This is a genomic window from Saccharibacillus alkalitolerans (assembly GCF_011090185.1).
In the GTDB taxonomy this organism is placed as follows: Bacteria; Bacillota; Bacilli; order Paenibacillales; family Paenibacillaceae; genus Saccharibacillus; species Saccharibacillus alkalitolerans.
The window spans coordinates 384,651-408,707 of record NZ_JAAFGS010000004.1 but is presented as its reverse complement, the minus strand read 5'-3'; the positions used below and the strand labels follow the sequence as shown (position 1 = coordinate 408,707).

At 59.8% G+C, this 24,057-nt stretch carries 20 protein-coding genes; 12 read left to right on the top strand and 8 right to left on the bottom strand.

Translation table 11 applies throughout. The annotated features are described in order from the left end of the window. The first annotated feature begins 226 nt into the window (after positions 1–226). The 5 genes from GYN08_RS13635 to GYN08_RS13615 all read left to right on the top strand — a co-directional run bounded on the left by GYN08_RS13635 (position 227) and on the right by GYN08_RS13615 (position 3,711). The gene (locus tag GYN08_RS13635; RefSeq protein ID WP_166275081.1) at positions 227–598 is read left to right on the top strand and encodes an IDEAL domain-containing protein; all 372 of its coding nucleotides are present in this window, start codon (positions 227–229) and stop codon (positions 596–598) included. A gap of 200 nt (positions 599–798) precedes the next feature. Next, positions 799–1,857, top strand: coding sequence for a glycosyl hydrolase family 18 protein (locus GYN08_RS13630; protein ID WP_166275079.1), 1,059 nt, complete (start codon positions 799–801; stop codon positions 1,855–1,857). 122 nt (positions 1,858–1,979) lie between these two features. Then, positions 1,980–2,600, top strand: coding sequence for a hypothetical protein (locus GYN08_RS13625; protein ID WP_166275077.1), 621 nt, complete (start codon positions 1,980–1,982; stop codon positions 2,598–2,600). A gap of 188 nt (positions 2,601–2,788) precedes the next feature. Then, positions 2,789–3,112, top strand: coding sequence for a PadR family transcriptional regulator (locus GYN08_RS13620; RefSeq protein WP_235946238.1), 324 nt, complete (start codon positions 2,789–2,791; stop codon positions 3,110–3,112). A 77-nt stretch (positions 3,113–3,189) separates the two neighbouring features. Continuing rightward, positions 3,190–3,711: a DUF2812 domain-containing protein gene (locus GYN08_RS13615; RefSeq protein ID WP_166275073.1), complete on the top strand. Its 522-nt coding sequence runs from the start codon at positions 3,190–3,192 to the stop codon at positions 3,709–3,711. A gap of 225 nt (positions 3,712–3,936) precedes the next feature. Here the strand turns inward: GYN08_RS13615 and GYN08_RS13610 are convergent, their stop codons facing one another. From GYN08_RS13610 to GYN08_RS13595, 4 genes are all read right to left on the bottom strand, one after another. Continuing rightward, positions 3,937–4,350, bottom strand: a complete 414-nt coding sequence (locus GYN08_RS13610; protein WP_166275070.1) for a hypothetical protein — start codon at positions 4,348–4,350, stop codon at positions 3,937–3,939. 248 nt (positions 4,351–4,598) lie between these two features. Then, positions 4,599–5,135 carry a DoxX family protein gene (locus tag GYN08_RS13605; RefSeq protein WP_166275068.1) on the bottom strand — a complete coding sequence of 179 codons (537 nt, stop codon included), beginning with the start codon at positions 5,133–5,135 and terminating at the stop codon, positions 4,599–4,601. A gap of 260 nt (positions 5,136–5,395) precedes the next feature. After that, positions 5,396–6,058: a TetR/AcrR family transcriptional regulator gene (locus GYN08_RS13600; RefSeq protein ID WP_166275066.1), complete on the bottom strand. Its 663-nt coding sequence runs from the start codon at positions 6,056–6,058 to the stop codon at positions 5,396–5,398. Next, positions 6,051–7,277, bottom strand: a complete 1,227-nt coding sequence (locus GYN08_RS13595) for an MFS transporter (RefSeq protein WP_166275064.1) — start codon at positions 7,275–7,277, stop codon at positions 6,051–6,053. The genes GYN08_RS13600 and GYN08_RS13595 overlap by 8 nt, the downstream gene beginning before the upstream one ends. A 197-nt stretch (positions 7,278–7,474) precedes the next feature. Between GYN08_RS13595 and GYN08_RS13590 the strand changes: the two genes are divergently transcribed. Continuing rightward, positions 7,475–8,956: a DUF3999 family protein gene (locus GYN08_RS13590; RefSeq protein ID WP_166275062.1), complete on the top strand. Its 1,482-nt coding sequence runs from the start codon at positions 7,475–7,477 to the stop codon at positions 8,954–8,956. A gap of 92 nt (positions 8,957–9,048) precedes the next feature. After that, positions 9,049–9,747, top strand: a complete 699-nt coding sequence (locus GYN08_RS13585) for an NAD(P)H-dependent oxidoreductase (protein ID WP_166275060.1) — start codon at positions 9,049–9,051, stop codon at positions 9,745–9,747. A gap of 219 nt (positions 9,748–9,966) precedes the next feature. Here GYN08_RS13585 and GYN08_RS13580 read toward each other — a convergent pair whose 3' ends face one another. From GYN08_RS13580 to GYN08_RS13565, 4 genes are all read right to left on the bottom strand, one after another. After that, positions 9,967–11,256: a WD40/YVTN/BNR-like repeat-containing protein gene (locus tag GYN08_RS13580; protein WP_166275058.1), complete on the bottom strand. Its 1,290-nt coding sequence runs from the start codon at positions 11,254–11,256 to the stop codon at positions 9,967–9,969. A 218-nt stretch (positions 11,257–11,474) separates the two neighbouring features. After that, positions 11,475–13,103 carry a formate--tetrahydrofolate ligase gene (locus GYN08_RS13575; protein WP_166275056.1) on the bottom strand — a complete coding sequence of 543 codons (1,629 nt, stop codon included), beginning with the start codon at positions 13,101–13,103 and terminating at the stop codon, positions 11,475–11,477. A gap of 127 nt (positions 13,104–13,230) precedes the next feature. Continuing rightward, positions 13,231–13,824: an immunoglobulin-like domain-containing protein gene (locus GYN08_RS13570; RefSeq protein WP_206023745.1), complete on the bottom strand. Its 594-nt coding sequence runs from the start codon at positions 13,822–13,824 to the stop codon at positions 13,231–13,233. Between the two features lie 203 nt (positions 13,825–14,027). Further along, positions 14,028–15,443 carry a family 43 glycosylhydrolase gene (locus GYN08_RS13565; protein WP_166275052.1) on the bottom strand — a complete coding sequence of 472 codons (1,416 nt, stop codon included), beginning with the start codon at positions 15,441–15,443 and terminating at the stop codon, positions 14,028–14,030. Positions 15,444–15,736: 293 nt separating this feature from the next. Here GYN08_RS13565 and GYN08_RS13560 point away from each other — a divergent pair, with 293 nt between their 5' ends. The 5 genes from GYN08_RS13560 (at position 15,737) to GYN08_RS13540 (ending at position 24,049) form a co-directional block, all read left to right on the top strand. Then, the gene (locus tag GYN08_RS13560) at positions 15,737–17,059 is read left to right on the top strand and encodes an extracellular solute-binding protein (protein WP_166275050.1); all 1,323 of its coding nucleotides are present in this window, start codon (positions 15,737–15,739) and stop codon (positions 17,057–17,059) included. A 42-nt stretch (positions 17,060–17,101) separates the two neighbouring features. Continuing rightward, on the top strand, positions 17,102–18,916 hold the full coding sequence (locus tag GYN08_RS13555) for a cache domain-containing sensor histidine kinase (protein WP_166275048.1): 1,815 nt from the start codon (positions 17,102–17,104) through the stop codon (positions 18,914–18,916). After that, positions 18,909–20,543, top strand: a complete 1,635-nt coding sequence (locus GYN08_RS13550) for a response regulator (RefSeq protein ID WP_166275046.1) — start codon at positions 18,909–18,911, stop codon at positions 20,541–20,543. The genes GYN08_RS13555 and GYN08_RS13550 overlap by 8 nt, the downstream gene beginning before the upstream one ends. A 985-nt stretch (positions 20,544–21,528) precedes the next feature. Continuing rightward, positions 21,529–22,851: an ABC transporter substrate-binding protein gene (locus tag GYN08_RS13545; protein ID WP_166275044.1), complete on the top strand. Its 1,323-nt coding sequence runs from the start codon at positions 21,529–21,531 to the stop codon at positions 22,849–22,851. 262 nt (positions 22,852–23,113) lie between these two features. Then, positions 23,114–24,049 carry a carbohydrate ABC transporter permease gene (locus GYN08_RS13540; RefSeq protein ID WP_166275041.1) on the top strand — a complete coding sequence of 312 codons (936 nt, stop codon included), beginning with the start codon at positions 23,114–23,116 and terminating at the stop codon, positions 24,047–24,049. Positions 24,050–24,057: the final 8 nt, after the last annotated feature.

Genomic DNA, 24,057 nt, shown 5'->3' with positions numbered 1-24,057 from the left:
CTGAACTTGACTTAATATAAGGATAAGCTCCGAAGGTCTTGCGCAGAAGAGCGATGAATGCACGGTCTGACGTCATAACGGACGGAGACGGCGGATATCATCCTCACCTTCCTTGACCTATCGAACTGTATGATTTATAATTACAGTTATACTTCGAGTATAAATCCTTCAGCCGGATCTGACAAACAACAAACTTCTTAAACGGGGAAAAGAGAGGTGTATCAAGATGAGTAAATGGACGACGGGAGACTGGGTTCAAGCATATACCGACGACGGCGCTCTGGTACACGGTTATCTGATTGCGGCGAGCGCGCCCATTCAGACGGCTCTGCTGCAGGTAACCCACAGCGACAACCGGGAGTTGATGGGCAAAGAAATCGCCGTATCGGATCGCGGCATGAAGAAGTTGTCGGAGAATCCGCGCAAGAGCGAGCAGGAGCTGAGAAGCCTGATCGATCTGGCTCTGCAGATTCGCGACGAGGAATGGTTTACGGAACTGACGAACGAACTGCGGAGCGGTCCGAAGCGGGCCAGACGCAGAGACGACGGACAAGGATTCCGGCCGGTGAATCGCCTCGGCTCTTCGGATATCCGGTAAGACTGCGCAGCGGCGCGGGTGATCTTGCAAATTCGGCTTGACTATATAGATTGGCAGCTTGGGCATAAAGCGGGAATCGTCCGTAGGACGGGATCCGCTTTTTTGTATGCGCTCGGAGCGGACGCCGGGGATGCGGCCGCTTATAATGGGAAGACGCAGGAGAAACGAAGCAAGCCAATACGAACTCGGGAGGCGAAGACGTGCGGAAATATCGGGGAACGGCCGCTTTACTGGCCTTTTTTATGCTGCTGGCCGGATGCAAAAACGCGGAATCCGTGCAGGCGGCCAATGCGGACAAGCCGGTCGTGCTGGCTTATTATACGGGCGAATCGAACCGCTCGTTGAACCGGTACGGCGGTTATTTCGATGTCTTGTCGACGGATACGCTCAATACGGACGCGACAGGGAACCTGGTCGGCGGGGTGCCGGAGCAGGCGCTCGAGCGCGCCGAAGACCGGAAGATGGATCTGTACGCGCTGGTATCGAATTATGGAGAGAACGGATGGGATACGGATATCGCCGGCCGTGTGCTTAACGAGCCGAAAGCCAAAATTCGTCTGATTCGCAATATGCTGGATACGGTCCGGAAATACGGATATGACGGCATCAACATCGATTTCGAAGAAGTGCGGCCGGAAGATCGGGAGGCGCTCAGCCGTTTCGTGCGCGATACGGCGAGAGAGATGGGCAAATACGGGAAAAAGACGATGGTGTCCGTGCCCGCCAAGATGTCCGACGACCCGGAAAACGGCTGGTCCGGCGCTTTCGATTATGCGGCGCTGGGTCGTTACGCCGACCTGCTCCAGGTCATGACTTACGACGAGCACGGTATGTGGAGCGATCCCGGCTCGTCGGCGGGACTGGATTGGATCGACGCTTCGCTTAAGTTTGCCGTCTCGGAAGTCAAGCCGTCCAAGGTGCTCATGGGCCTGCCGGCGTACGGCAACGATTGGAACCTGTCCGATCCGAAGGACGAGAGCGGCTCGATGCTGACGTGGACGAAGGCTCACGCCCTGGCGCGCAAGCTGAAGAGCGGAGGAACGCGCGACGCGGAGTCGCTGTCCATGGTGCTGCGCTACACGGCGCCAGGCGGGGACCGGCATGTCGTCTGGTACGAAGATGCCTACAGCGTCAAGATGAAGACCCGGCTGGTCGGCAAGTACAAGCTGGCGGGCATATCGGTGTATGCGCTGGGAATGGAGGACGGGACGTTCTGGCAGGCGTTGAAAGCGGGGCTCAAGCCGGCGGGCCGGCCATGATTTTATGCGAAAAATCCGTGCCTTAAAATACGAAATTTAGTCTCCTTTTATCTTCTCTTTATCTTCTTATTTTATTCACTAAAATAAAAAGTAAGAAGAACGATCCAAGAGGAGGAACAAGCGTGCAAAACGGAAAGAGCGAAGACGTTATCCGGATTCGGGTGCTGCCGGAAGAGGCGACGGAGGTCGCGGAATGGGCGGGTCTGATGCTGAGCGAGCTGGTGGAGGACGAGTCGGCGGGAAACGGAGAGCCGGTGCGGCTTCGCGATCCGGAGCGGGCGGCGGAGCTGCTGGAGCTGCTCGTGCTGTGCGCGGAAGAAGGGGCGGACGCTTCGGCGGCGCTGGAGCCCGCGATGAAGCTGCGCGAAGCGGCGCGGGAGCGGAACGAAGGGCTGGAAGCTGCCAGGCTGCCGGACTCGAACGATTCGGCGCGGCCTGAAGCCGCTGCTGTCGGCTGCACGAGGATGCGGGGGGCAGGCCGCTTCGCTGCGGCTGAGTCGGAGCGCTTCGCCGCCGGTTACCCTTCCGATTGGCATCCCTACTACGGGAGCGGCACGGAGGATTTTTCGGAAAACGAGGACATTCCGGCTTACCGCAGCGGCGAAGAGCGCGATGAAGTGCTGATGGCCGTCCGTTTCGGCGCCTCCGCTTTGATCGACCTGGCGCGAAGTCACGGTATGCGGGTTCCGGATCGCAAGATGCCGGGGGAAGGCCGGCCTCATCCGCCCCGGTTTATTCCATGAATCGGCTTCGCGAATGATTCGAGCCGTTCAAAACGAGAAGAAGGCGTCTCCGCCGGAGACGCTTTTTTTGGTTGTGCGGAAGCAGCTGAACGAAAAATCGATGCGGCTATATCGACAGGCGATATAGTTCGTGTTATTATATCGTCATGCGATATATCGCTTGGCGATATTGGGAGGAGGATCGACGCTTGGAAAATCGGGACAGTCAGCCTCTCACGGAGGCTGCGTACTACATTCTGCTGGCTCTGCACGAACCGCGGCACGGCTACGGCATCATGCAGACGGTGCGGGAGATGAGCCGAGAGAGGGTCAATATGGGGCCGGGCACCCTATATGGAGCCTTGAAGAATATGACGGAGAAGGGGTGGATCGAGCCGTTCGGACCGGAATCGGAAAGCCGGAAAAAAGAATATTCGATTACGGACGAGGGCCGCCGAATAGCGGCGGCCGAGCTCGAACGTCTTCAGGAACTGGCCGCCGAAGGAGTGAAGATCATCCTCGGAAGCGGATGATGCGGACGAGGAAGCTCCGTGCGACGAGCAAAAGGCCGCAAGCCGAAGATTTTGAGAGTACTGGGGGGAGAGCCGATATGATCATGAAGCGGACCAAATGGTTTTTCGATCACGAAAAGGAAGAAAAGTGGCTGAACGAAATGGGAAAAGACGGCTGGCAGTTAAAAAAAGTCAAAGCGAGACGGTACACGTTCGAGCGCGGAAAGCCCGGAAGCCACGAATACGGCATGCTGCTGCTCGATGCGGTGCCGGCGCTGTCCCGAAACAGCCGTTCTTACATAGACTTTATGGAAAGCAGCGGAGCCGAATACGTATCGCGTTGTTTTCGTTGGGCCTATTTTCGGCGCGAAACGGACCAAGGGCCTTTTCGCGTTTACACCGATCGGGACTCTCTGCACTCGCATTACCGCCGAGTCGCGATGATGAACGGGCTTATCGGCGTCGCGAACGTCACGATCGCGCTGAGCAACCTGGAACGCGGAATCGAGATCGGCTGGGTGCTTTCGAACGCGATCGTGTCGCTGCCTTTTCTGTGGGCGGCGTACCTATACGTGGGGAAGATGCGAAAAGCGAAAAAAGACGAAGCTTTATACGAATAAAGGAAGACCGCGGCGGAGCCAAGACCCGGATATGCCAAAACGGCCGTTATACCGAGCATTTTTGCGAAGATTCGAAATCTCGTTTTCCGACGTTTTCAATACGAAAGCAGTCTCCCTGGCTTGCCGGATAAGGCCAAGGGAGACTGCTTACGATGTCGTCCGACAGGAGTCCGCGTCCTTAAGCTCGCGCATCTCCGTTATGTATGAAGGCTTAGTTGTACAGAATCAAGCGGCGTGACGCTCGATCAATTCGTCGATCTTGGACAGTTTCAACTCGTTCTGACGAAGCGCGCGCAGTCCGAGGGTCCCCAAGACGATAATTTGCGCCACGCTAATGACGCCGGTCAAAATAGAGCTCAGACCCAGCGGCCAAGCCAAATAACCGCTGCCGCCGAACAAGGCCCCGATGCCGCCGAAGACTCCCAGTATGCTGCTTCCCAGCGGCACGATCATCGCGACCAGCGCAAACGCGATCGCCACCACTACCGCTTTAAGGGCGCTTTTCTTCAACCATTCGTTCGATTCGAACAGGAGCACGTAACCCGCTGCGATGATAAGCGCGGTCGTGTTTACCATAGCCAGAAAATATACCCCCGCAGCCAATAAACCGACCGAAATTCCGACTCTTGATTTTTCCAACCCAATCTCTCCTTTCCGTATTTTTATAGGTCGACTGACCTCCGCTCTCGCGAACGTAAGCCTAAGCTTGGTAGCTTGTTTTCATTATAGAAGGAATTGTTCTAATTAACTGTATAAAATCTATATTTTCCCTTAAAATAATTCAATATGCCTGGTTTTTTATACCAAAAGATCGCCTCCTCGTTTTTCAGAGCGAGGGGCGATCTTTTAGGGCTTTTCTATTCAAGGGTAAGGGTCAGAAGAGACGTTTAAGCGGTGGCTTTGGCTCGGCTGCCCGGTGCGCTCTCTGCGTCTTGTTTATTGTTTTTGCGTCCCCAGACATGAGCTCTGAGGTAAGGGATCACCCAGCGGTCCAGACCGATTTTGCCGGCGTTCATGGCGGCGACGACGATGAAGATTTCAGCCAGGATCAGGTACGGGTTGGTGCTGACGGTGCCCGAGAAGAGGAACGCGAAGTTCATGACCATGCCCATCAGAGCGGCGAAGGTGGTGAACGTGCCGAGGATCAGGCCCAAGCCGACGGCGAATTCGCCGATCGGAACCAGTACGTTGAACAGTCCGACGTTCGGGATGGCGAAGTGTTCCAGGAAGTTGGCCCACAGAGGCTGCACGGCCGGATGGTCGCCGCCCGCCTGCGCCAGAGCGCCCTGCAGGAAGCCCGTAGCGTCGAATCCTCCGCCGGTCAGTTTGCCCCATCCTCCTTCGATCCACTTCAAGCCGATGTATACGCGCAGTACGGTCAGCAGCCACATTGCCACTTTGTTGGTTCTCAGCCAGTTGTTCATTCTTTCCACTCTCCTATAAGTTTATTGAGTCGTCTTTAGAGGCGGCTCTTTTTGTCTTTGGTTGATGATCATCTCTTCCATGTCCTTATCTTAAATTAAATCTAAAATTTTAAATGTGATAAATATCACAAAGTATAAATAAAATTTAAAATAAATAGGTTCGCGGCGGGAAAAAGAAAGCCGGCCCTGTTCTCTTTATTAAAAAGAGGGCAGGGCCGGAAGATTATCGGGCGGCATTTGTCGTTTCGTTGATCGGGAGATTACGCTTCGCCTCGCAGCGAGCCGAGAATCGTGTCGATCAGCCGCCGCGAGATGCTCCGGTGCCGGTCGTCCGAGGTTTCATGCCCGGCATCGTCATCCGTTACATAGGCGAGGCTCAGTTTTTGCAGCAGGCCCATCATCGCCGTAAAAATGAATTCGCCGGTCTCGCGCAGATCGAGGTCGCGCCGCAGCGAGCCGTCGCGTATGCCGGCTTCCAGCGCATCGTTGAGGAAATGCCGTTCCTTTTTCTCGAGGATAAACGTCCGGTAACGCTCCCGAAGCGCCTTCTCCGGAGGATAGGCATCGTAATGCAGATCGAACAGCAGGATGAATTTCATGTAATCCCGGCTGCGCGCCGCGTAAAGGCTCCACGCCTCGAGCATGGCCCGAAGCAGGGAAGCGCCGTCGGCCCATCGGGTTTCGGCCGCGGTCTTTTTCACGAAGTTCTCCATATGTTCCAGCGCTTCCATCTGCACTTCGAACGCGAGCTCGTCGATCGAATCGAAGTGTTTATAGTAGGTCACGCGGCTGATGCCGGCGAGCTCGCAGACGTCTTTGACCGTCACGCCGGGAAACGCGCGCCTCAAAAATAAGGTCCGTCCGGCGGCGACCAGTTCTGCGCGGTTGCGATGTTTGCGGTTTTGGTGCCAGGTCTCAGTCATGGTTCCTCTTCCGTTTCCTTGCCGGCGCCGTGGCGCGTTCTCCCGTCAGAAAGAGCGCCGCCAGCAGAATTACAGCTCCCAAAATATAAGGCGAATTCAAGCGGAAGTCAAACAGCCAGCCGGCGAGGAGAGGGCCGATCATGCTGCCGAGGCTCGTATATGTCGTGTTCAGGCCCGCCGCGTAGCCCTGCCGATCTCCGGCGGCGTTGGCGATCAGCGTGCCGACGGTCGGCCGCAGGAAAGCGTTGAACGCGAAAAAGAGCGCCGATACCGCCAGCAGGTAAATCAGGTTGATCTTGACGAGCATCAGCAGCAGCGCCGCCGCGGTGACGATCAGCGAGAGACGGATCAGCTTCGTCTCGCCGAAGCGGCGAACCATGCGGTCCAGCAGCCATACCTGGCAGACGATGCCGATCACCGCTCCCAGCGTGATGACGACGGAGATTCGGCCAGCGTCGAAGCCGTATTTTTGCTCGACGAACAGCGCGTAGACCGTTTCGTAATTGACCAGTCCGAGCGTCATGACCAGGACGAGCAGCAGATAGCGGAAGTACGGCGTGCGGAACGAGTCGGCGACCTGCCGCGCGATCGGCGCGCGTCCGGTCCTCCCGGCGCTTAGCGCCGCCGCTCTGCGCTCGGGCGTCAGCGTCTCGCGCAGCAGCAGCGACATGATCGTCGCCAGCAGCCCCAGCCCGGCGGCACAGTAATAAGGCACGCGGATGCCGAACTCGGCAATGATCCCGCCCAGTCCGGGGCCGAGCACCATGCCGAGATTCATCGACGCGCCGAGATAGCCCATGCCTCTGGCGCGGGTGTCGGGCGTCGTGCTGTCGGCGACGTAAGCCATGACGGACGGGACCATCAGGCCGAGCCCCATGCCGCCGATGAAGCGTGCGGCGTACAGCAGCGTCAGCGTATGGCCGACCGCGAATAAATAATCCGAGATCACGGTCAGGAACAGGCCGGCGATGATAAGCTTTTTCCGTCCGAACCGGTCGGACAGCTGCCCGCCGATCGGGGAAAACAAGAACTGCGCCGCGCCGAAAGCGGCGACCAGATAACCGGCGGCCGTTCCCGCGGCGCCGAACTGCTTCAAATAATCCGGCAGAATCGGAATGACCATACCCTGCCCGAGCAGCGCGATAAACAGATTGAGCATCAGCACGAACATCGGAAGGCCGACAGCGGCTGGCTTTTCGGGAGAAGAAGAAGGGGACATGCGGCGGGCTCCTTTTTTAAGGTTTACACTGTGTAATCCTTGCATGGATCAGAATACTCTTTTTTACCGGCAAAGTAAATGTCTCGGATTCCCGGTGTTTAAGGCGTAAACGGGTAAAAGAAGGGCAGGACCCTGTTGATGAACGGAACAGACCGATTGCTGCGCTGCGAATTGGCCGGCCCGTGAGGAGGATGAAAATGCAGAGAAAGAAGCGAAATGGATCGGATAATAGAAACGGCGTCGCAAAAGTCGCTCGGCCGTCGGAGGCTGCTGCTTCGGAGCGGCGCAGAAGCCGGGCGGCGCGTACCGGATTATGCGCGCTGCTGCTGGCCGGGGCGATTGGAGCGATCCTGCCTTCCGGAGCCGAAGGACCGCTCGGCGCGGCGTCCGCCGCGTCCGTAAGCGCCCGTCCGGCGGAAGAAGAAGCGCAGGCGTCCGGCGTATGGACGTTTTCGAAACAGATTCAAACGGAGCAGGGAGCTCGCTATCAAGCGCTGATGCTGGATTCGGACATTTACGCACGGGCGCAGGAAGATCTGAGCGACGTGCGGATCGCCGACGCGTCGGGACGTTTTGTTCCTTATTACACGGATTCGGGCGAAACGGGAGAACCGGGGGAGAAGCGCGGCTACATGCTGGAGCGAATCGCCCGGGTCGTGGGAGCGGAGGAGAGCGTATTCGATTTTCGGGTCGTGCCTTCCGCAGAAACCGAAGAGATCCGGGGGACTCGCTTGAGATTCGATCTGCCGGATAATTCCGTTCTCGAAACGGTGAAAATCGAAGGCAGTTACGACGGCAAACGCTGGGAAAAAGCGGCGGAAGGGGAACTGTATTCAACCGGCGAGGGCGTGTTTCGCAACATCATCGAGCTGGATGCCTCGGAAACCTACGGGTATTACCGCTTGACCGTGCCGAAAGAGGCGGAGAACGTCGACTTTGTCGACGGCATACTGTTTGACGTCGGCGGCAGCGTTGTCGGCAGCGCGTTCCGCCGTGCGAAAGAGCTTCCTTTCAATGTGGAGCCCGACGGGCAGATGTCCGAAATTGTGCTGTATAATGCAGACAAGCTCAAAATCGACAGGATTAAGGTGAACGCTTCCGCCGCGGACGGATCGGATCGTTTCAGCCGCTTGTATTACGTGAGTCGGGAAAAAGGCAGCGATATCGCCACCCAGATTCTGTCGCCGGATCGGCTTAATCGGCTGGAGATTGCGGGAAAGCAGGTCGATGATACGGAAATCCGCTTGGCGGAACCGATTCGCGGCGAACAGCCGAGGGTTGCCATCGTCAACGGCGGCAATCCGCCGCTGAGCATCCGTTCGATCGAGGTCGGCTACCGGGTCGATCGGCTGGTATTCGAGGATACGGGAACCGGCCCGTATCGGCTGTTGTACGGAGCGGAAGGACAATCGCCGCCGGAGTACGAAATCTCGGCGTCCCGTAAGGAGATCGAGGGGACGGGACCGGGGCAGGCCGAGCTCGGACCCGAGACGGCGGAGCAGTTCGTGCCTCCCGATCTTCTCGAAGTGTCGGGAAGAGCGGAAGAGAGCGAGGCGATGGTCGGACCGGGCGATTCGCTTCGGATCTTTCTGTACATCGTGCTGGGCGGGACGGTTCTGCTGCTGATCGTATGGTGGAGCCGAAGACGGAAAGGGAAGCGTGGAACGGAGGAAACATGACGGGACGGGCAGGCGGAACGCGGGCATGGAGCCGGAGGAAGAAGTGCGCTAAAATTGAAGGGATACCGTAACGCAGGGAAAGGGGAACTCCAATGAACGATCAGATGAACACCGAGTCGGCGGCTCACGATTCGATCAAGCGCCGACTGCTGGACGCTTACCAATTCCGTCACGCCGTGAAAGATTTCGATCCCGGGCGCAAAATTTCTTCGGAAGATTTCGATTTCATTCTGGAATCCGGGCGCCTCTCGCCGAGTTCTTACGGTTTCGAGCCGTGGAAATTCGTCGTCGTGCAGAACCCGGAACTTCGGGAGAAGATTGCGGCGCATGCCGGCGGGGCACGCCGCCAGCTGGCTTCGGCCAGTCATGCGATGCTCGTGCTGGCGCGTCTGCCCCACGAGATGGTCGCGGACTCGGATTATATCTCGTACATGCTGAACGAGGTGCAGAAGCTGCCGCCGGACATCGCCGAGATGAAGCGCGGGACGTACGACACGTTTCTGCGCACCGGTTTCGCGCTGCAGGGCAACGAGCGCGCCATGTTCGAATGGGCCTGCCGCCAGACGTATCTGGCGCTCGGCAACATGATGACCGCCGCCGCGATGATCGGCATCGATTCCTGTCCGATGGAAGGCTTCGTCAAGCACGAAGTGGAGCGCGTGTTGACCGAAGAGGGACTGATGGACGCGGGCCGCTTCGGCCTGGCGTGCATGGCCGCTTTCGGCTACCGGGCCGGCGAGGCGCCGGCGAAGACGCGGCGCGCCGCTTCCGAAGTGGTGGAGTGGCGGTAGGCAACCCGCCAATCCGCCAAGCCTTTAGGCTTCAAGGAGCGTAGGATGCGGCCTGCCGGCCTGCGAAGCCGGACGATCCGTCGGAGCCGCTGCCGAAAAAAGACCCCCGAGCCGCTTCAGGCTCGGGGGTCTTGAGCATTTCGGGGAACCGGTATCCGGCTCCCTTTATTCGCGAAGCGTACGGCATACGGCGTACGGAAGATGACGCATGCCTGAAATTTATGATTTCGCGTCCGCATCGCCGGCCGAGGAAGCCGGATAGATGATCTCCCAGGTCTTGCCGTCGTCGAGCGTGCGGGTCAGGTAATTTTGTCCGTCGGCCATGCTGCCTGCCGCATAGCCCTTCCCGCCGGCGAAGCGCTGGGCGAAATCGACATCGTATCCCGCTTCCGTGCCGTTGACGAACGTTTTGCCTCCGTCGCGGGTCATCAACAGGCCGCCTTCCACGGGACCGGCTCCGGGCGAAGCGAAGATCCAGCCTTTTTGTGCGTCGACAAAGTCCATGCCCGTCAAGAGCGGCCGATGGCTGCGCAGCTTGGCGTGGACTTTGGTCCACTTTTTGCCGCCGTCCGTCGTACGGTACAGGTCGCCCGCCATCATGCTGGGATCGTCGGTCAGCAGGAAGCCCGTCTTGGCGTCCGGAAAATCGAGCGCGGCGCTGCGGAGTCCGCTGCTGTCGCTGTTTTCCTCGTCGGTCGGACCGGCGGCCAGCTGTTTTTTCCATGTCTTCCCGCCGTCCGAAGTATGCAGCACGACGACGTCTTTGGCGTCGACCGCCCCTTTGAAAGGCGGCATCGTGCCCGATACCCAGCCGTTCTTCGCGTCGGCGAAGGAAACATGCTGCGGTTCGAATTCCGGGTAGCCCAGCGGCGCTTCGGACCAGGCGCTTCCGTCGTGCGTAATCAGCAGTCTGCCGCCGACAAGCGCATAGGCGCCGGTGCCGCCGGTCGCGACCAGATTGTTTTTCGTCGGGAATTCCTCCGTATAGGAGACGGCTCGGCTCCACTGCGTCTGCCAGGTTCGTCCGCTATCCTTCGTATGCAGAAGGCGGGCCCGGGAGTAGCTCACCGTTCCCGATTTTTCCGATGCTCCGTCATAGACGAGAGCCCAGCCGGCTTTCGCGCTCGACAGGCCGAGTCCGGCCGCATATTGGCCCGGAAGCCGCTGCTCGCTCCAACTGCGTCCGCTGTCATGCGTCGTCAGCAGCCGAAGCGGCTGCCGGTCCGCGTCCGAATCGCCCGAGCGGACCATCCAGCCCGTCGTCGCGTTCAGGAAGCGGATCTGCTGCAGCCGCACGAATTCCGCTTCCGTCTTGGCTTCGTTTCCCGCCGCTGCCGTGAAGGAAGAGGGAGAGGCCGGGAGGGAGGAAGCCGCCGCCGGTGCCGGCTTCGATCGTCCGGCCGCTTCCGCCGTATCCTGTCCGGATAGTCCGGCTCCCATCGCGATTCCCGCCGTCAATATTCCCGCGCCCAATAGAGGGAGGATGATTTTGCGTTTCTGTGCTGCCATATTTTCAGCTCCTTGTCTCGATCGTTAAGTAAGTTTTTTTCAATAAGTATGCCTTTACCATTTTCAGGGATCTGTCTGCGCCGTTCAACCCGCGGATTGTTACCGGGGGTGCCAGTTTTGTAACCTTGAGCCTTCGAGGGGAAAGCGGCGGGCAGCAAAAAGGACGGAGCCGGCACGGCCGGTTTCCGTCCTTTCTTTATTGCGGCGCTCTCTTTTCGTTACAGCAGCCCTTCGATCGTTCCGTCTTCCTCCAGCGTCATCCGCTGAGCGGCCGGCGCTTTCGGCAGCCCGGGCATCGTCATCGTATTGCCGGTTTCGACGACGACGAACCCGGCCCCCGCCGACAGCGATACGCGCGATACGCTGACGGCGAAGCCTTCCGGCGCGCCGAGCAGCGAAGCTTGATCGGAGAAGGAGTACGGCGTCTTCGCCATGCACACGGGCAGGCCGCCGAAGCCCCGCCGTTCGAAATCGGCCAGCGCTTTGGAAGCCGCGGGCGAGTAATCGACGCCGCTTCCGCCGTACAGTTCCGTCACGATCGTTCCGATCTTGTCTTTCAAGCTCGGCGTCAGCCCGTACAGCGGCTTGTACGCGGAAGGCTGCTCGAGCGCGCGCAGCAGGGCGCGGGCCAGCGCCTCGCCGCCGGCCGCGCCTTCCGCCCAGACGTCCGACAGCTCGGCCGGGACGCCGAGTTCCGCGCAGGCGTCCAAAATCAGCCGCAGCTCGCTCTCGGGGTCGGCGGCAAAGCGGTTCACCGCCGCCAGTACCGGCACGCCGAAGCGCCGCAGATTGCGCAGATGCCGCCGCATATTGCCGAGACCGGCTTTCAGCGCCTCGGGGTTCTCCTCGCCCAGTTCCTTGACCGGCACGCCGCCGTTGTACTTCAGCGCTTTGGCCGTGACGACCAGCACCGCCGCATCCGGCTGCAGCCCGGCCTGCCGGCACTTGATATCGAAAAACTTCTCCGCGCCCAGTTCCGCGCCGAAGCCCGCTTCCGTCACGACGACGTCGCCCAATTTCAGCGCCGTCTTCGTGCCGATCACGCTGCTGCAGCCGTGCGCGATATTGGCGAACGGACCGCCGTGGACAATGACCGGCGTCCCGTCCAGTGTCTGGACCAGATTGGGCTTGACGGCGTCCTTGAGCAGAATCGCCATACCTTCGGCGGCGTGCAGGTCGCCCGCCGTGACGGCTTCGCCTTCGGTCGTATAGCCGACGACGATTCGCTTCAGCCTTTCCTTCAGGTCGGCCGCGTTTTCGCTCAAGCAGAGCACGGCCATGACTTCGGAAGCGGAAGTAATCAGGAAGCCGCTCTCCTGCGGCAGTCCGTTGCCCGCGCCGAGTCCGGTCACGATGCTGCGCAATCCGCGGTCGTTCATGTCGACGGCCCGTTTCCAGACGATCCGCTTCGGATCGAGCCGGAGCGCGTTGCCGTGATAGACATGGTTGTCGATCATCGCGGCCAGCAGATTATGGGCGGAGGAGATGGCGTGCAGATCGCCGGTAAAATGCAGATTGATGTCTTCCGCCGGCACGATCTGCGCCCTGCCGCCGCCCGTCGCGCCGCCCTTCATGCCGAAGCACGGGCCGAGCGACGGCTCGCGCAGCGCGGCGACGGTCTTCGTGCCGAGCGCGTTCAGCGCCTGAGCCAGTCCGATCGTCGTCAGCGTCTTGCCTTCGCCGGCCGGCGTCGGGTTAACGGCGGTGACGAGCACCAATTTGCCGTCCGGCCGGTCTTTGTGTTCCTCCGTCAGCGAAGGATTCAGCTTCGCTTTGTACTTGCCGTACAGCTCCAAATGCTCTTCGTCGATGCCGGCTCTCGCGGCCACTTCGTAAATCGGTTTCATGCCGGAACGTTCCTCCTGCTTTCGATTGATAGATCGATGGGTAGTTCAATGGATACGAACAGAGGTATTATCGTCGATGCCGGCAGGAGATGCAGCGGAAATTGTCACGGGCTTCTCGCCCGCTCCCTTACTCGCCATCCTGCTTTACGGTAAACCCGCCGTACACGGTCTTCGTTTCTCCGCTTTTTTCGAACTCGACACTCTTGACATAACGGTAGATGCCGGGAGGGAAATCTTCCAGCTGGACCTGCTGCCGCCCGACGCCGCCCGGAGGCACGCCGAGTCCGATCGCGTCGATCGCGACCGTTCGGCCGAAAGGGACCCTGCTCCAGGAGCTGCCGGTCTTCATCTCGATCCCGTAATCGACGCCGTAGTACGCATTTTCTTCTCCTATATTGAACAGCGCCATCGAGATCTCGGAGTCGGGACCGTAGACTTCCTGCTCCGCCAAGACGTAGAACGTTTTTCCGCCGCTGCTCCACCCCGCAATTTCGGCGCGGCCGTCATCGGCCGCATCGCCGTACCCGGTCGGCCAGTGTTTGCCGCCGAAGTCGTCCGGCAGTCCGGAGCCTCCCGGACCGCCTCCGCAGCCCGCCGACAGCAGAAGCGGCGCCAATATCAGTACGTACAGCAGCGCGGATGCGTTTTTGCGGATTCGTCTTCCCTCCGCGGCATACCGCTTGGGATTCCGTTCGGATCGGGTTCGAATCATAGCCATCATGCCTCTCCTTCCCGGCCGATGGGCCGCCGTCCTACGTTCGTTCTTTTAATAAAACGGAACAACGCGAAGGAAAGTTGCCTCGCGCATCGCAATCCGCCTCCGCCGAAACGCCGAAAAGCCCTGAATGCGCCAGGCATCCGGGACTTTTCGGCGTTTCGCGTATTCGGGTCGCAAGGACAAACGACTGATTTTACTGCGCGCGCCTACTTTCCGATCCGGAACAAGTCGAACCCGTCGAGTTCCGCGTATCCGTTCCCTTTCGCGAAACGGATCGTATGCTTGCCTTTGCTCAGGCTCATTTTTTGCGTCGAGGTGCCCCAGTTGTCCCAGCCTTGATTCGTCACGAAGAAATCGCTCGGCTCGCCGCCGTCCACGGACAGCTTCAGCGTCGACCAGTCTCCGCCTTCGGTGCCGTTGCCGGTGCGCGCGTAGAGGATGTACGTTCCGCTCTTTTTCACGTTCACGTCGATTTCCACGTAGCTGTCCGGGGTATCGATATAACCCACCTTGGCGCCGCCCGAACTGTCTTGATGCCGCGAGACTTTCGCCGTTCCGGCGAGCCGCCCGTCTTCCGCTTCGTAGCGGTCGCGCTCCGGCTCGCCGCTCGGCAGCTCGATCGGCGCGTTCGGATTCGCCGGAGTGCCGAAGTTCGGCGTCTTGTCGGCGTTCCACGTGAAGCGCTGCGCCCGCACCTCGCGGTCCCAGCCGGAACCCTGCCGCTTGGCCGCATGGTAGACGATCCAGTCTTCCCGGCCGTCCGGCGACTTGGTAAAGCTGGCGTGCCCGGGTCCGTATACGCCGTTCCCCGTCTTGAACACCTGATCCGGCCTTTTGGTCCACGAAGCCGGGTCCAGCAGATCGGCGCTTTTCTTCGCCGTGAGCAGGCCCAGCGAGTAGTCGTCGGTCCAGCTGCCGCTCGCGGAATAGACGACGCTGATGTCGTTGCCTTTGGTGAGCACCTGCGGGCCTTCGTTGACGTAAGGCGTATGGTTGGTCTCCCAATCATGCTCCGGACGCGCGATCTCCACTCTCGGCGAGTCGATCGTCCACGGATTGCTCATATGCGCGATGTAGAGAATCTGCTGCACGTTCTCCGTGCCTTCCCAGCCCGACCAGATAAAGTACAGCTCGCCGCGCGCTTTCAGCACCGTGCCGTCGATCGCCCAGCGGTCGGTGGAATCCGTAATCGGTCCCTTGTCCGTCCAAGTGCCTTTCATCGGGTCGAGCGAACGGTTCTCCATGACGTACATCCGGTGATTGGCGTTGTCTCCGTCGTCCTTCGCGTAGTAGATGTACCAGGCTCCGTCGATATGGTGCAGCTCCGGCGCCCAGACATTCTGCCCGCCCGTCTCGATCACCCGGGTCTCGCCCGCGTCGACGCCGGTCAGCGTTTTCGACTTCCAAAGCGTGACGTTGCCTCCGGTCGTTTTGGTGTAATAATAGTAGCCGTCGGCATGCCGATACATGAACGGGTCCGCCCCGTCCTGCATGATCACGTTGTAGAAATCGTTCTGTTTTTGCGTCGAAGCGGCTTGGGCCGAATCGAAACTCCCTCCGCTCAGCGTCGTGCCCAGCAGCATGAGCGCGAGGCCGCCTTTGATCCACGTTGTTCGGTTCATTTTTCCGTCTCCCCTCGATTTTTCTTCCCTGTATAAGCGCTTACAAAAATCTCGCGGTGTTGGCGAATGAAGGTACACGAACAACGTAACGCAGCCGCCGCGCGGTGAACAGGACGGATCTTTGGAGGGAGCGGTCTTATTTTTTGAAAAAGGCTTTCTTTTGCGATCGAATGGACATATTTTTAGGTATAGACGGTATTTTGGGGAAAAGGCCGGAAAGCGGCGCTTTTGCGCCTTTTGGATTTACAATGGGGAAAAGGCGGAATGGGACCGAAACGAGGAGGAGAAGCGGGATGCGCCGTTCGGATTTTTGGTATGGGAAAAGAACGCCGCTGTGGCTGGTACCCGTGCTGGCCGGAGGAGTGCTGCTGCTCGGATGGTGGTTGACGGGAGAAAATGAAAGCGGATACGAAACGCCGGCTGCCGCGGAAGAACCTGTAACGATCGAATTCTGGACACCTTTCAGCGGCGGGGACAGTTCCTTCATGAACGCGCTGGTCGCGCGGTACAACGAGGAGAACGGCGACGGCGTGACGGTGCGGATGAACAACAACAAGCTGGACGATTATTATGCGAAGCTGTCCACCGCCATCGTGACCGGAGAAGCGCCGGATATCGCCATCGTGCATGCCTCGAAATACGCCCAATACGTGCCGGCGGAATTTCTGTCGCCCATCGGGGAAGACGAGGCGGTGAAGGCGGGCGTGGACTGGACGGGCTACAACCCGAATATCCTGCGCCGAACCGAAGTGGACGGCAGTTATTACGGAGTGCCGTTGGACGCTCACTTCGGAGTACTCTATTACAACAAAAAATGGCTCGAGCAGGCGGGGCTGTACCGGAACGGGAAGGTGAGCATCGAGCCGGGAGAGCGGGGTTTTACCGATTTTCTCGAAAAAATCCGCGCCGAGGTGCCGGAAGACGTCGCGCCGCTCGCCGTGCCGAATATCCGCATCGATTCGCTGTGGCTGTGGTGGTCGCTGTACAGCCAGATCGACGGCGGCGGCAGGCTGTACAGCGCCGACGGCATGCACGCCGATCTGAATACGGCCGCGGCGAAGAGGTCGCTCGATTACGTCGATTCGCTGTATCGGGAAGGGCTGATCCCTCCGGATATCAACGATGCGACCAGCCAGTTTGCCCAGGGAAAGGCGGCTACGCTTTTCCTCGGCGTCTGGTCGATCGGGCTGTTCGAGCAGGCCGAGAGTCTCGACTTCGGCGTAATGCCGCTGCCGCAAATTTACGACCGGCCGGCCTCATGGGGCGACGCGCATACGCTGGCGCTGCCTGCCCAGGCGGAAGCCGACCCGGCCAGACGGCAGGCGGCGCTGCGGTTCGCCGATTGGCTGACGCGCCGCGGCGGCGTATGGGCGCAGGCGGGACATATTCCGGCTTACGAAGCCGCCGCGCATTCGCCGGAATTCCTGGCGCTGCCGCATCGCCGCGATTATGCCGAAGCCGCCGACGACGTCGCCTACTTCCCGGATCACCCGAAGCAGGGAAGAGTGAACGACGAGCTGGTGGCGGAATTGGAGCGGCTCTGGTCGGGCAGCCTGACGGTCGACGGCCTGCTGGCGAGGTTAGGGCCGAGAATCGACCGGATTTTGGAAGAATAGCCTATGCGCAACCGCGTCTTATCGGATTTGGAGGGATCGACTATGCGCAACATCGCGGCTTACTGGAGAGACCGGTATTGGAAGGACAGGGGGCTCGCGTTCAAATTGATCTGGATCAACCTGGTGTTGATTGCCGTTCCGCTGCTGCTCTCCTCGCTGCTGAGCGGCATCGGCTATTCCAAGTCGATGCAGCGCAACGTCGGGGCTTATCAAGCGGACGCGGTGCGGGAGTTCAGCGCCAATCTGGATATCTACATGAACGAGCTGGCGCTGCTGTCGACGCTGCCTTATCAGACGCCCGACCTGCTTGATTATCTGGAGCGGAGAAATGCGGGAGAAACGTCGGTGTACGAGGAACGGATGCTGCTGGAGGACTTCATGCGCCGCATCCGGGTCAACGGCCGGATCGATACGATCGGAATTACGCTGCAGGCGGAGAAGGTTCGTTCCTACGTCGAACCGCCGGACAGCCCCGGGCGCTTTACCGAAAAATACGACCCGGATCTGAGCGCCTTTTACGTATCCGCCTCTTCCGGCCGGGCGGTATTCGCGGGGCCGCATACGGTGCGATCGGACAACGGTTCGACCTACAGCGTATTCTCGGCCGTGCGCGTGATCCGCAGCCTGGAGAGCGGCAGTCCGCTTGCCGTGCTGAAGATTGACGTGCCTTCGAACGATCTGCGCGAGCGGATCGCCAATCTGTCGGGAGACGGAGAGCGCTCCGTGGCGGTACTCGACGACCGGGGCATTCCGATCTACGAGAGCGGAACTTTTCCCGACTCGACCGGAAGCTTGGCGGCCTATCGCGGCGCGGGTACCGTGACGCTGGGCGGAGGCAAGGCTTCCGTGCTGATGACTTACGTGACTTCGCCGGTGACGGGCTGGACGGTGCTGCAGGCGGTTCCGCTGAGCGTGCTGCTGCGGGACGCCGAGACGGTCAATCGGCAGATGCTGCTGGTCGGGCTGGCCTGCCTGGTCGCGTCGATTCTGGTTTCCGTTCTGTATTCGCTGCGGATCACCCGGCCGCTCAGCCTGCTGCGCCGTTCGATGAAGCAGGTGGAAAAAGGCGAGTTCGGCATTTCGATCCCGGTCGAACGGGAAGACGAGATCGGCCATCTCAGCCGGACGTTCAATCTGATGGTTTCCCGGCTGGGGACGCTGACCTATCGGCTGTACGAAACGGAAATCCGCGAGAAGAACGCGGAGATCGCGTCGCTGCAGAGCCAAATCAATCCGCATTTTCTCTATAACACGCTGGGGTCGATCAGCATGTACGCGGAGCTTGAAGGCAACCGCGAAGTGGTCAGCATGACCAATCATCTGAGCGCTCTGCTCCGCTACAGCATGGGCGGCGGACGAGCCGAAGTGACCGTTCGCGAAGAGATCGAGCATATCCGAGGTTATCTGGCCATCCAAAGCATCCGCTACGAGGAACGGCTGCGGTTCCGCATCGAAGCCGCGCCGGGCCTGATGGAGCAGCCGGTGATCCGCCTGACGCTGCAGCCCGTGGTCGAGAACGCCATCGTGCACGGATTGGAGCGCGGAAGCGGCGAAGTCGAGATTCGGATCGCGATCGCGGAGGACGGCGGGCGCGTCGTGATTGCCGTCGAAGACAACGGGCCGGGCATGGACGACGAATCGCTGCGGCGTCAGAACGCGAAGATGGAGGAGGGACGGCTGCCGGAAGGACCCGGCGGACATGGGCTCGTGAACGTGCACCGCAGGCTGGCGTTGAAATACGGCGGCGGATTCGGAGTCTCGCTTGAGCACTCGGCGAGCGGCGGCATCCGCGCGCTGATCCGGCTGCCCGCGATTCGGGAAGAAGAACAGGGAGAAGGGAGAGAGGGCATTGGCTGAACGAAAAGTGCTGGTCGTCGACGATGAAGCGATCTTCCGCAGAGGGCTGCGCCATCTGATCGGAATATCCGGCACATCTTGGGAAGTCGCCGGGGAAGCGAAGGACGGGCTCGAAGCGCTGGAAGAGATCGAGCGTCTAAAGCCTGAACTCGTCATTACGGATATTCGGATGCCGAGGCTGGACGGCATCGGGCTGCAGGAGAAGATTCGCGAACGCTACCCGGATATCCGCTGCTTCGTGCTGAGCGGATACAACGATTTTCGCTACGCGCAGAGCTCGCTGCGCTACGGAGCAAGGGATTATCTGCTGAAGCCGATCGACAAGGAAGAGTTGTACCGGGTGCTGGATCTGGTGGACCGCGAACTTCGGCAGAAGGAAGAACAGGCGGGTGAGCGCCTGCGGGGAGGCCGCCCCGCCGCCATTTCGGCGGAAGACCGGGAGCGGCTGCTGGACGGCTTGGTCCGCGGCGAACTGCCGCATGCGCGTCCGGGCGAGCTGCGCGAATCCGGCATCGAGTTCGAACGCGGCATATACTGCCTGGTCGCCGAGCTGGACAAAGATTCGGTGGAACGCAGCCGCTACGAGCGTCAGGAGGCGGAGCTGTTCTCGCTCTATATCCGCCAGTTCATCGAGGAAGCGCTGGCCGGCATCCGTGCGGGGTTCGTGTTCAGACGCGGAGAAAGCGTCGTGGTGCTGCTGGACGCCGAAGTCTCGGAGACGTCCCGCGAAGAGATCGCGGGATTGGCCAGGCATGTCGCGGCGAAGATTCGACGCGACGCGGATCTCACGATTACGATCGGAATCGGCGGAGGGGTGCACGGCGTCGAAGAAGTGTCGAAGTCTTACGGCGAGGCCAAAATCGCGCTGCTGTACCGGCTGACGTCCGGCGGCAACCGGGTGCTGCTGTACGAGGACCCGCCGCGTCAGGAAGCGTCGTCGGCGAAGACGCCGCTGACCAACCGCGGGTACCTGGAGCAGGCGCTGCTCGAAGGCGGAGGCGAAGATTTGGGCGAGCGGGTGCGCGAAGGCATCGAGCAGCTGTGCGGCTCCGCGGCAAGTCCCGGCATCATTCACGAGCAGGTGTGCCGGATGCTGCTCGAAGCGTACGGATTGGCCGCGGATCGCGGCCTGCAGGACGACTGGCCGGAAGGCCGCGACATCGGCGGCGCGCTGCAGGGGGCGCTGGCGATCAGCTCGCGCACGGAGCTGTCCGCCTACTGCGCGGGGCTGCTGCGTTCGCTGCAGTCGCTGATCCGCCGGAGCGACGAAGGCGGAGGGCTGCATGCGGTAGACAAAGTCGTCCGGCATATCGAGGAGCATTACGCCGAGCCGATCACGCTGGGGAGCATGGCCGAACTCGTGTATCTGAACGCGTCCTATTTGAGCAGCTTGTTCAAAAGCCGCCTCGGCCGCTCGTTCGTGGAGATTCTGACCGCCGTGCGGGTGCGCGAAGCCTCGAAGCGCCTGCTGCACACCGACGACAAGATCGCCTCGATCGCCTACGAGACCGGTTTTTCCAACATCCGGCATTTCAACCGCGTGTTCAAAGCCGAGACCGGCCGGACGCCGAAGGAGTTCCGAGAGGCGCTGCGTCCCGAGCGGGAATCTCCTCATTCTCCGGCTTGATCCGTCTGATTGATCGCCTGGCTGATCGCTTGACTGACTGATTGTCTGGCCGATAGCCCAACTGGTCGTCTGACCGATCGCCTGACCGATCGCCTGACCGATCGCCCTCCTGACCGATCGATAGGCAAAACGGCGTTTATTCTCGCGGGGACAGCGTGCCGTGTCGCAGTCTTCCCAAATAACTGCGTATGAGCACTTATTCGGCTTCAAAGTGCTCTTTTTAAGAAAATAACTGCATGGGAGCAGCTATTTGAAGTTTGAGCCGCCTTTTTCCGCCTTTTTTCGTAAAATAGCTGCTCTGGCGCAGTTATTTCGAGAAATCGAGCAATATCTGCGCAAATAGCTGCTCTGGTGCAGTTATTCTTAAGAACCGAGCAATATCTGTGCAAATAGCTGCTCTGGCGCAGTTATTTCGAGAAACCGAGCAATATCTGCGCAAATAACTGCTCCTACGCAGCTATTTAACAAAAATCGCCCGCAACCCCCTCCGCTTACTCGAACGCCTTTTCCCTTTATCCCTCATCGTCTTTTTCCATGACGAATAGAGGGCGGGAGAATCTTCGGGCAGACGGACACCCCGAACCCGGCCTTTCGTTCAATAAGCCGGCTCCCCGTTCGGCGAGCCGGGTTTCTCGTCGGCCCGGCAGTCCGAAAGCCGGGAAACGGCCGGAACCTTCCAGCCTTTTCCCGACCTTTTTCCGCTGCCGCCGCATGCCGCCATGCCGACTCGATTAACCTTCGAATTAACATAGACGCCTCTTGCACTCCTTTTCCGCGCTTAAGTAAGCATGTGGGTAAATTCTAAAGATATGTCCACTCCGCCTAAAGAAGCGTCATTCAATAAACCCCTCCCCCGCTTTATGATATTCATGTAAGCGCAAACAAAACGACGGATACGGACGGCATGCCGATCGGTGGGGACAGCGCGCCCGCCGCTTCGGATTCTGTCCGGCCGATTCCACAACATTCAGGGGAGGCCAGAGAAATGAGAAAAAGACGCACGTTCAAAATGGGCGCGATGGCCATGACGCTCATGCTGCTGCTGAGCGCCTGCGCCGCGGGCGGTCCGGGCACGGCGACGGATACGGGCACGACGGGCAGCACCGGCGAAGGCGGCGAAGCGCCTGCCGGCAAGACAAGCATTTCGTACTGGACGCCGTTCAGCGGCGGCGACGGCGAGTTCATGACGCAGATGATCGAGAAGTTCAATTCGGAAAACGAAGAGATTCACGTGGAACAGCTCGCGAATGCCGCAGGCGATTATTATACCAAGCTGCAGACGGCGATCGCTTCGGATCAAGCGCCGGACCTTATGGTTCTGCACTCGTCTCGGATGCCGCAGTTCGTGCCGTCGGGGTTCGTAACGCCGCTCGACGATCTGGCCGCGGAAACCCAGCTCGATTGGGGCGAATTCAACCCGACCATTTTGGAATCGACCGTCTACGAAGACAAGCACTATTCGATTCCGCTCGATACGCACGCCATGGTCATGTATTACAACAAGGAATACCTGGAGAAAGCCGGCGTGCTCGGCGAAGACGGCAAACCGGTCTACGACCAATCGCCGGAGGGCTTTACGGAGTTCCTGACCAAGATCAAGGACGCCGTTCCGGCCGACGTGGCGCCGCTCGCTCAGCCGGACGTGCGAATCGATTCTTACTGGATGTTCTGGGGCTTCTACAATCAGCTCACGGACGGAGGCAAGTTCTATGACGCCGAAGGCAAAGCCGAGCTGAACAACCCGCAGGCGCTGGAAGCGCTGGAGTACGTGAACAGCCTCTACACGTCGGGCCTGATTCCGCCTAAGATCAACGACGCGGTCAAGCTGTTCCAGGACAAGCGGGCTGCCGTGCTGATTACCGGCGTATGGAGCACAGGCTCGTTCGAAAGCATCGAAGGCCTCGATTTCGGCGTCGTGCCGATGCCGCAAATCTACGACCAGCCGGCAACCTGGGGCGACTCGCATACCTTGGCGCTGCCGAAGCACGGAACGGAAGACCCGGCCAAGCAAAAAGCGGCGCTCACGTTCGCGAAATGGCTGGCGGACAACGGCGAAATGTGGGCCAAAGCGGGCCATATCCCGAGCGTAACCCGAGTGCTGGAATCGCAGGCGTTCAAAGACATGCCGTACCGCAGCGATTACGCGCAGTCGGCGGACTTCGTCAAATACTGGCCGCGGCACGAGAAGCAGGGCCAGATCAACGATAACATCATCAAAGAATTCGAAAAGATGATGGCCGGCAAGCAGGATCCGAAAACGACGCTCGAAAAGGCCGACGCGGTCATCGACAAGACGTCGGGCAACTGAGCCGGCGGCGGAAAAAGAGGGAAGCGGACGGGTCGGTCCTGACGCCGTCCGCTTTCTTTTTCATCGCGGGAACGCCCGCGGCTTTCTTTACCGGCGCCGCTTTCGTACGTCGCCCGTCTCGCTCAGGGGGCTGCGGCATTCGGCTCGGCGGCCGCTTCCTTCCGGGCTCCGCGCGACTTCCGCTGCCCCGGTTCGCGGTTTCCGCGATTCGTTTTCCGAGTTCCCGTTCCATATTCCGAATTCGAAAGGAGTGGCCGTAACCATGGCTTCCAAGACATTGAGCGAAGGCGGCAGTACGGGCGCTCGCGCCCGCGCGCCGAGAAGTTCGCTGCGCCGACAGGGTTGGATTACCGGTGTCATGATGGTTCTGCCGTACACGATCTTTTTCCTGCTGTTCTCGCTGATCCCGATCCTGTACGGGTTCGGCGTCAGCTTCTACGATTGGTCGCTGCTCGGCGACAAAACGTTCGTCGGCCTGGAAAACTACGGCAATCTGATGCAGGACGAAGAATTCCGCGCCAACCTGCTGCATACGGTACTGTTCACCGTCGTCAGCGTGCCGCTGATCACCGGCTTCGGCCTCCTGCTGGCGGTACTCGTCAACGGCATCCGCAAAGGCCAGGCTTTTCTGCGGATTTCGTTCTTCATGCCGTATGTGCTGTCCGTATCCGTCATTTCTAGCATCTGGGTCATTTTTCTTCAGCCGTATACGGGACTGTTCAACCAAATCCTGCGCGGCATCGGATTGATCGACAGCGAGATTTTCTGGCTGTCCGATTCGACGCTGGCCTGGGTCTCGATCATCATGGCGACGGTATGGTGGACGATCGGCTTCGTGTTCGTGCTGTTCCTCGCGGGCCTGCAGGATATTCCGGAATCGTTCTACGAGGCGGCGGGGCTGGAAGGGGCGAGCCGCTGGCAGACGTTCCGCTACATTACGTTCCCTTCGCTGTCGCGCGTAACCGTGCTGGTCGTCGTGCTGCAGACGATCGCGTCGTTCAAAATTTTCGGTCAGTCCAAGCTGATCACCGGAGGCGGTCCCGCGGGAGCCACCAAGACGGTGGTGTTTTCGATCTACGAAAACGGCTTCCAGACGTTCCAGATGGGCTACGCTTCGGCGATCGCGTTCGTGCTCATGCTGGTCATTCTGATCATTTCGCTGCTGCAGACGCTGCTGCTGCGCAGATTCGGAGAATAGAATAAGGA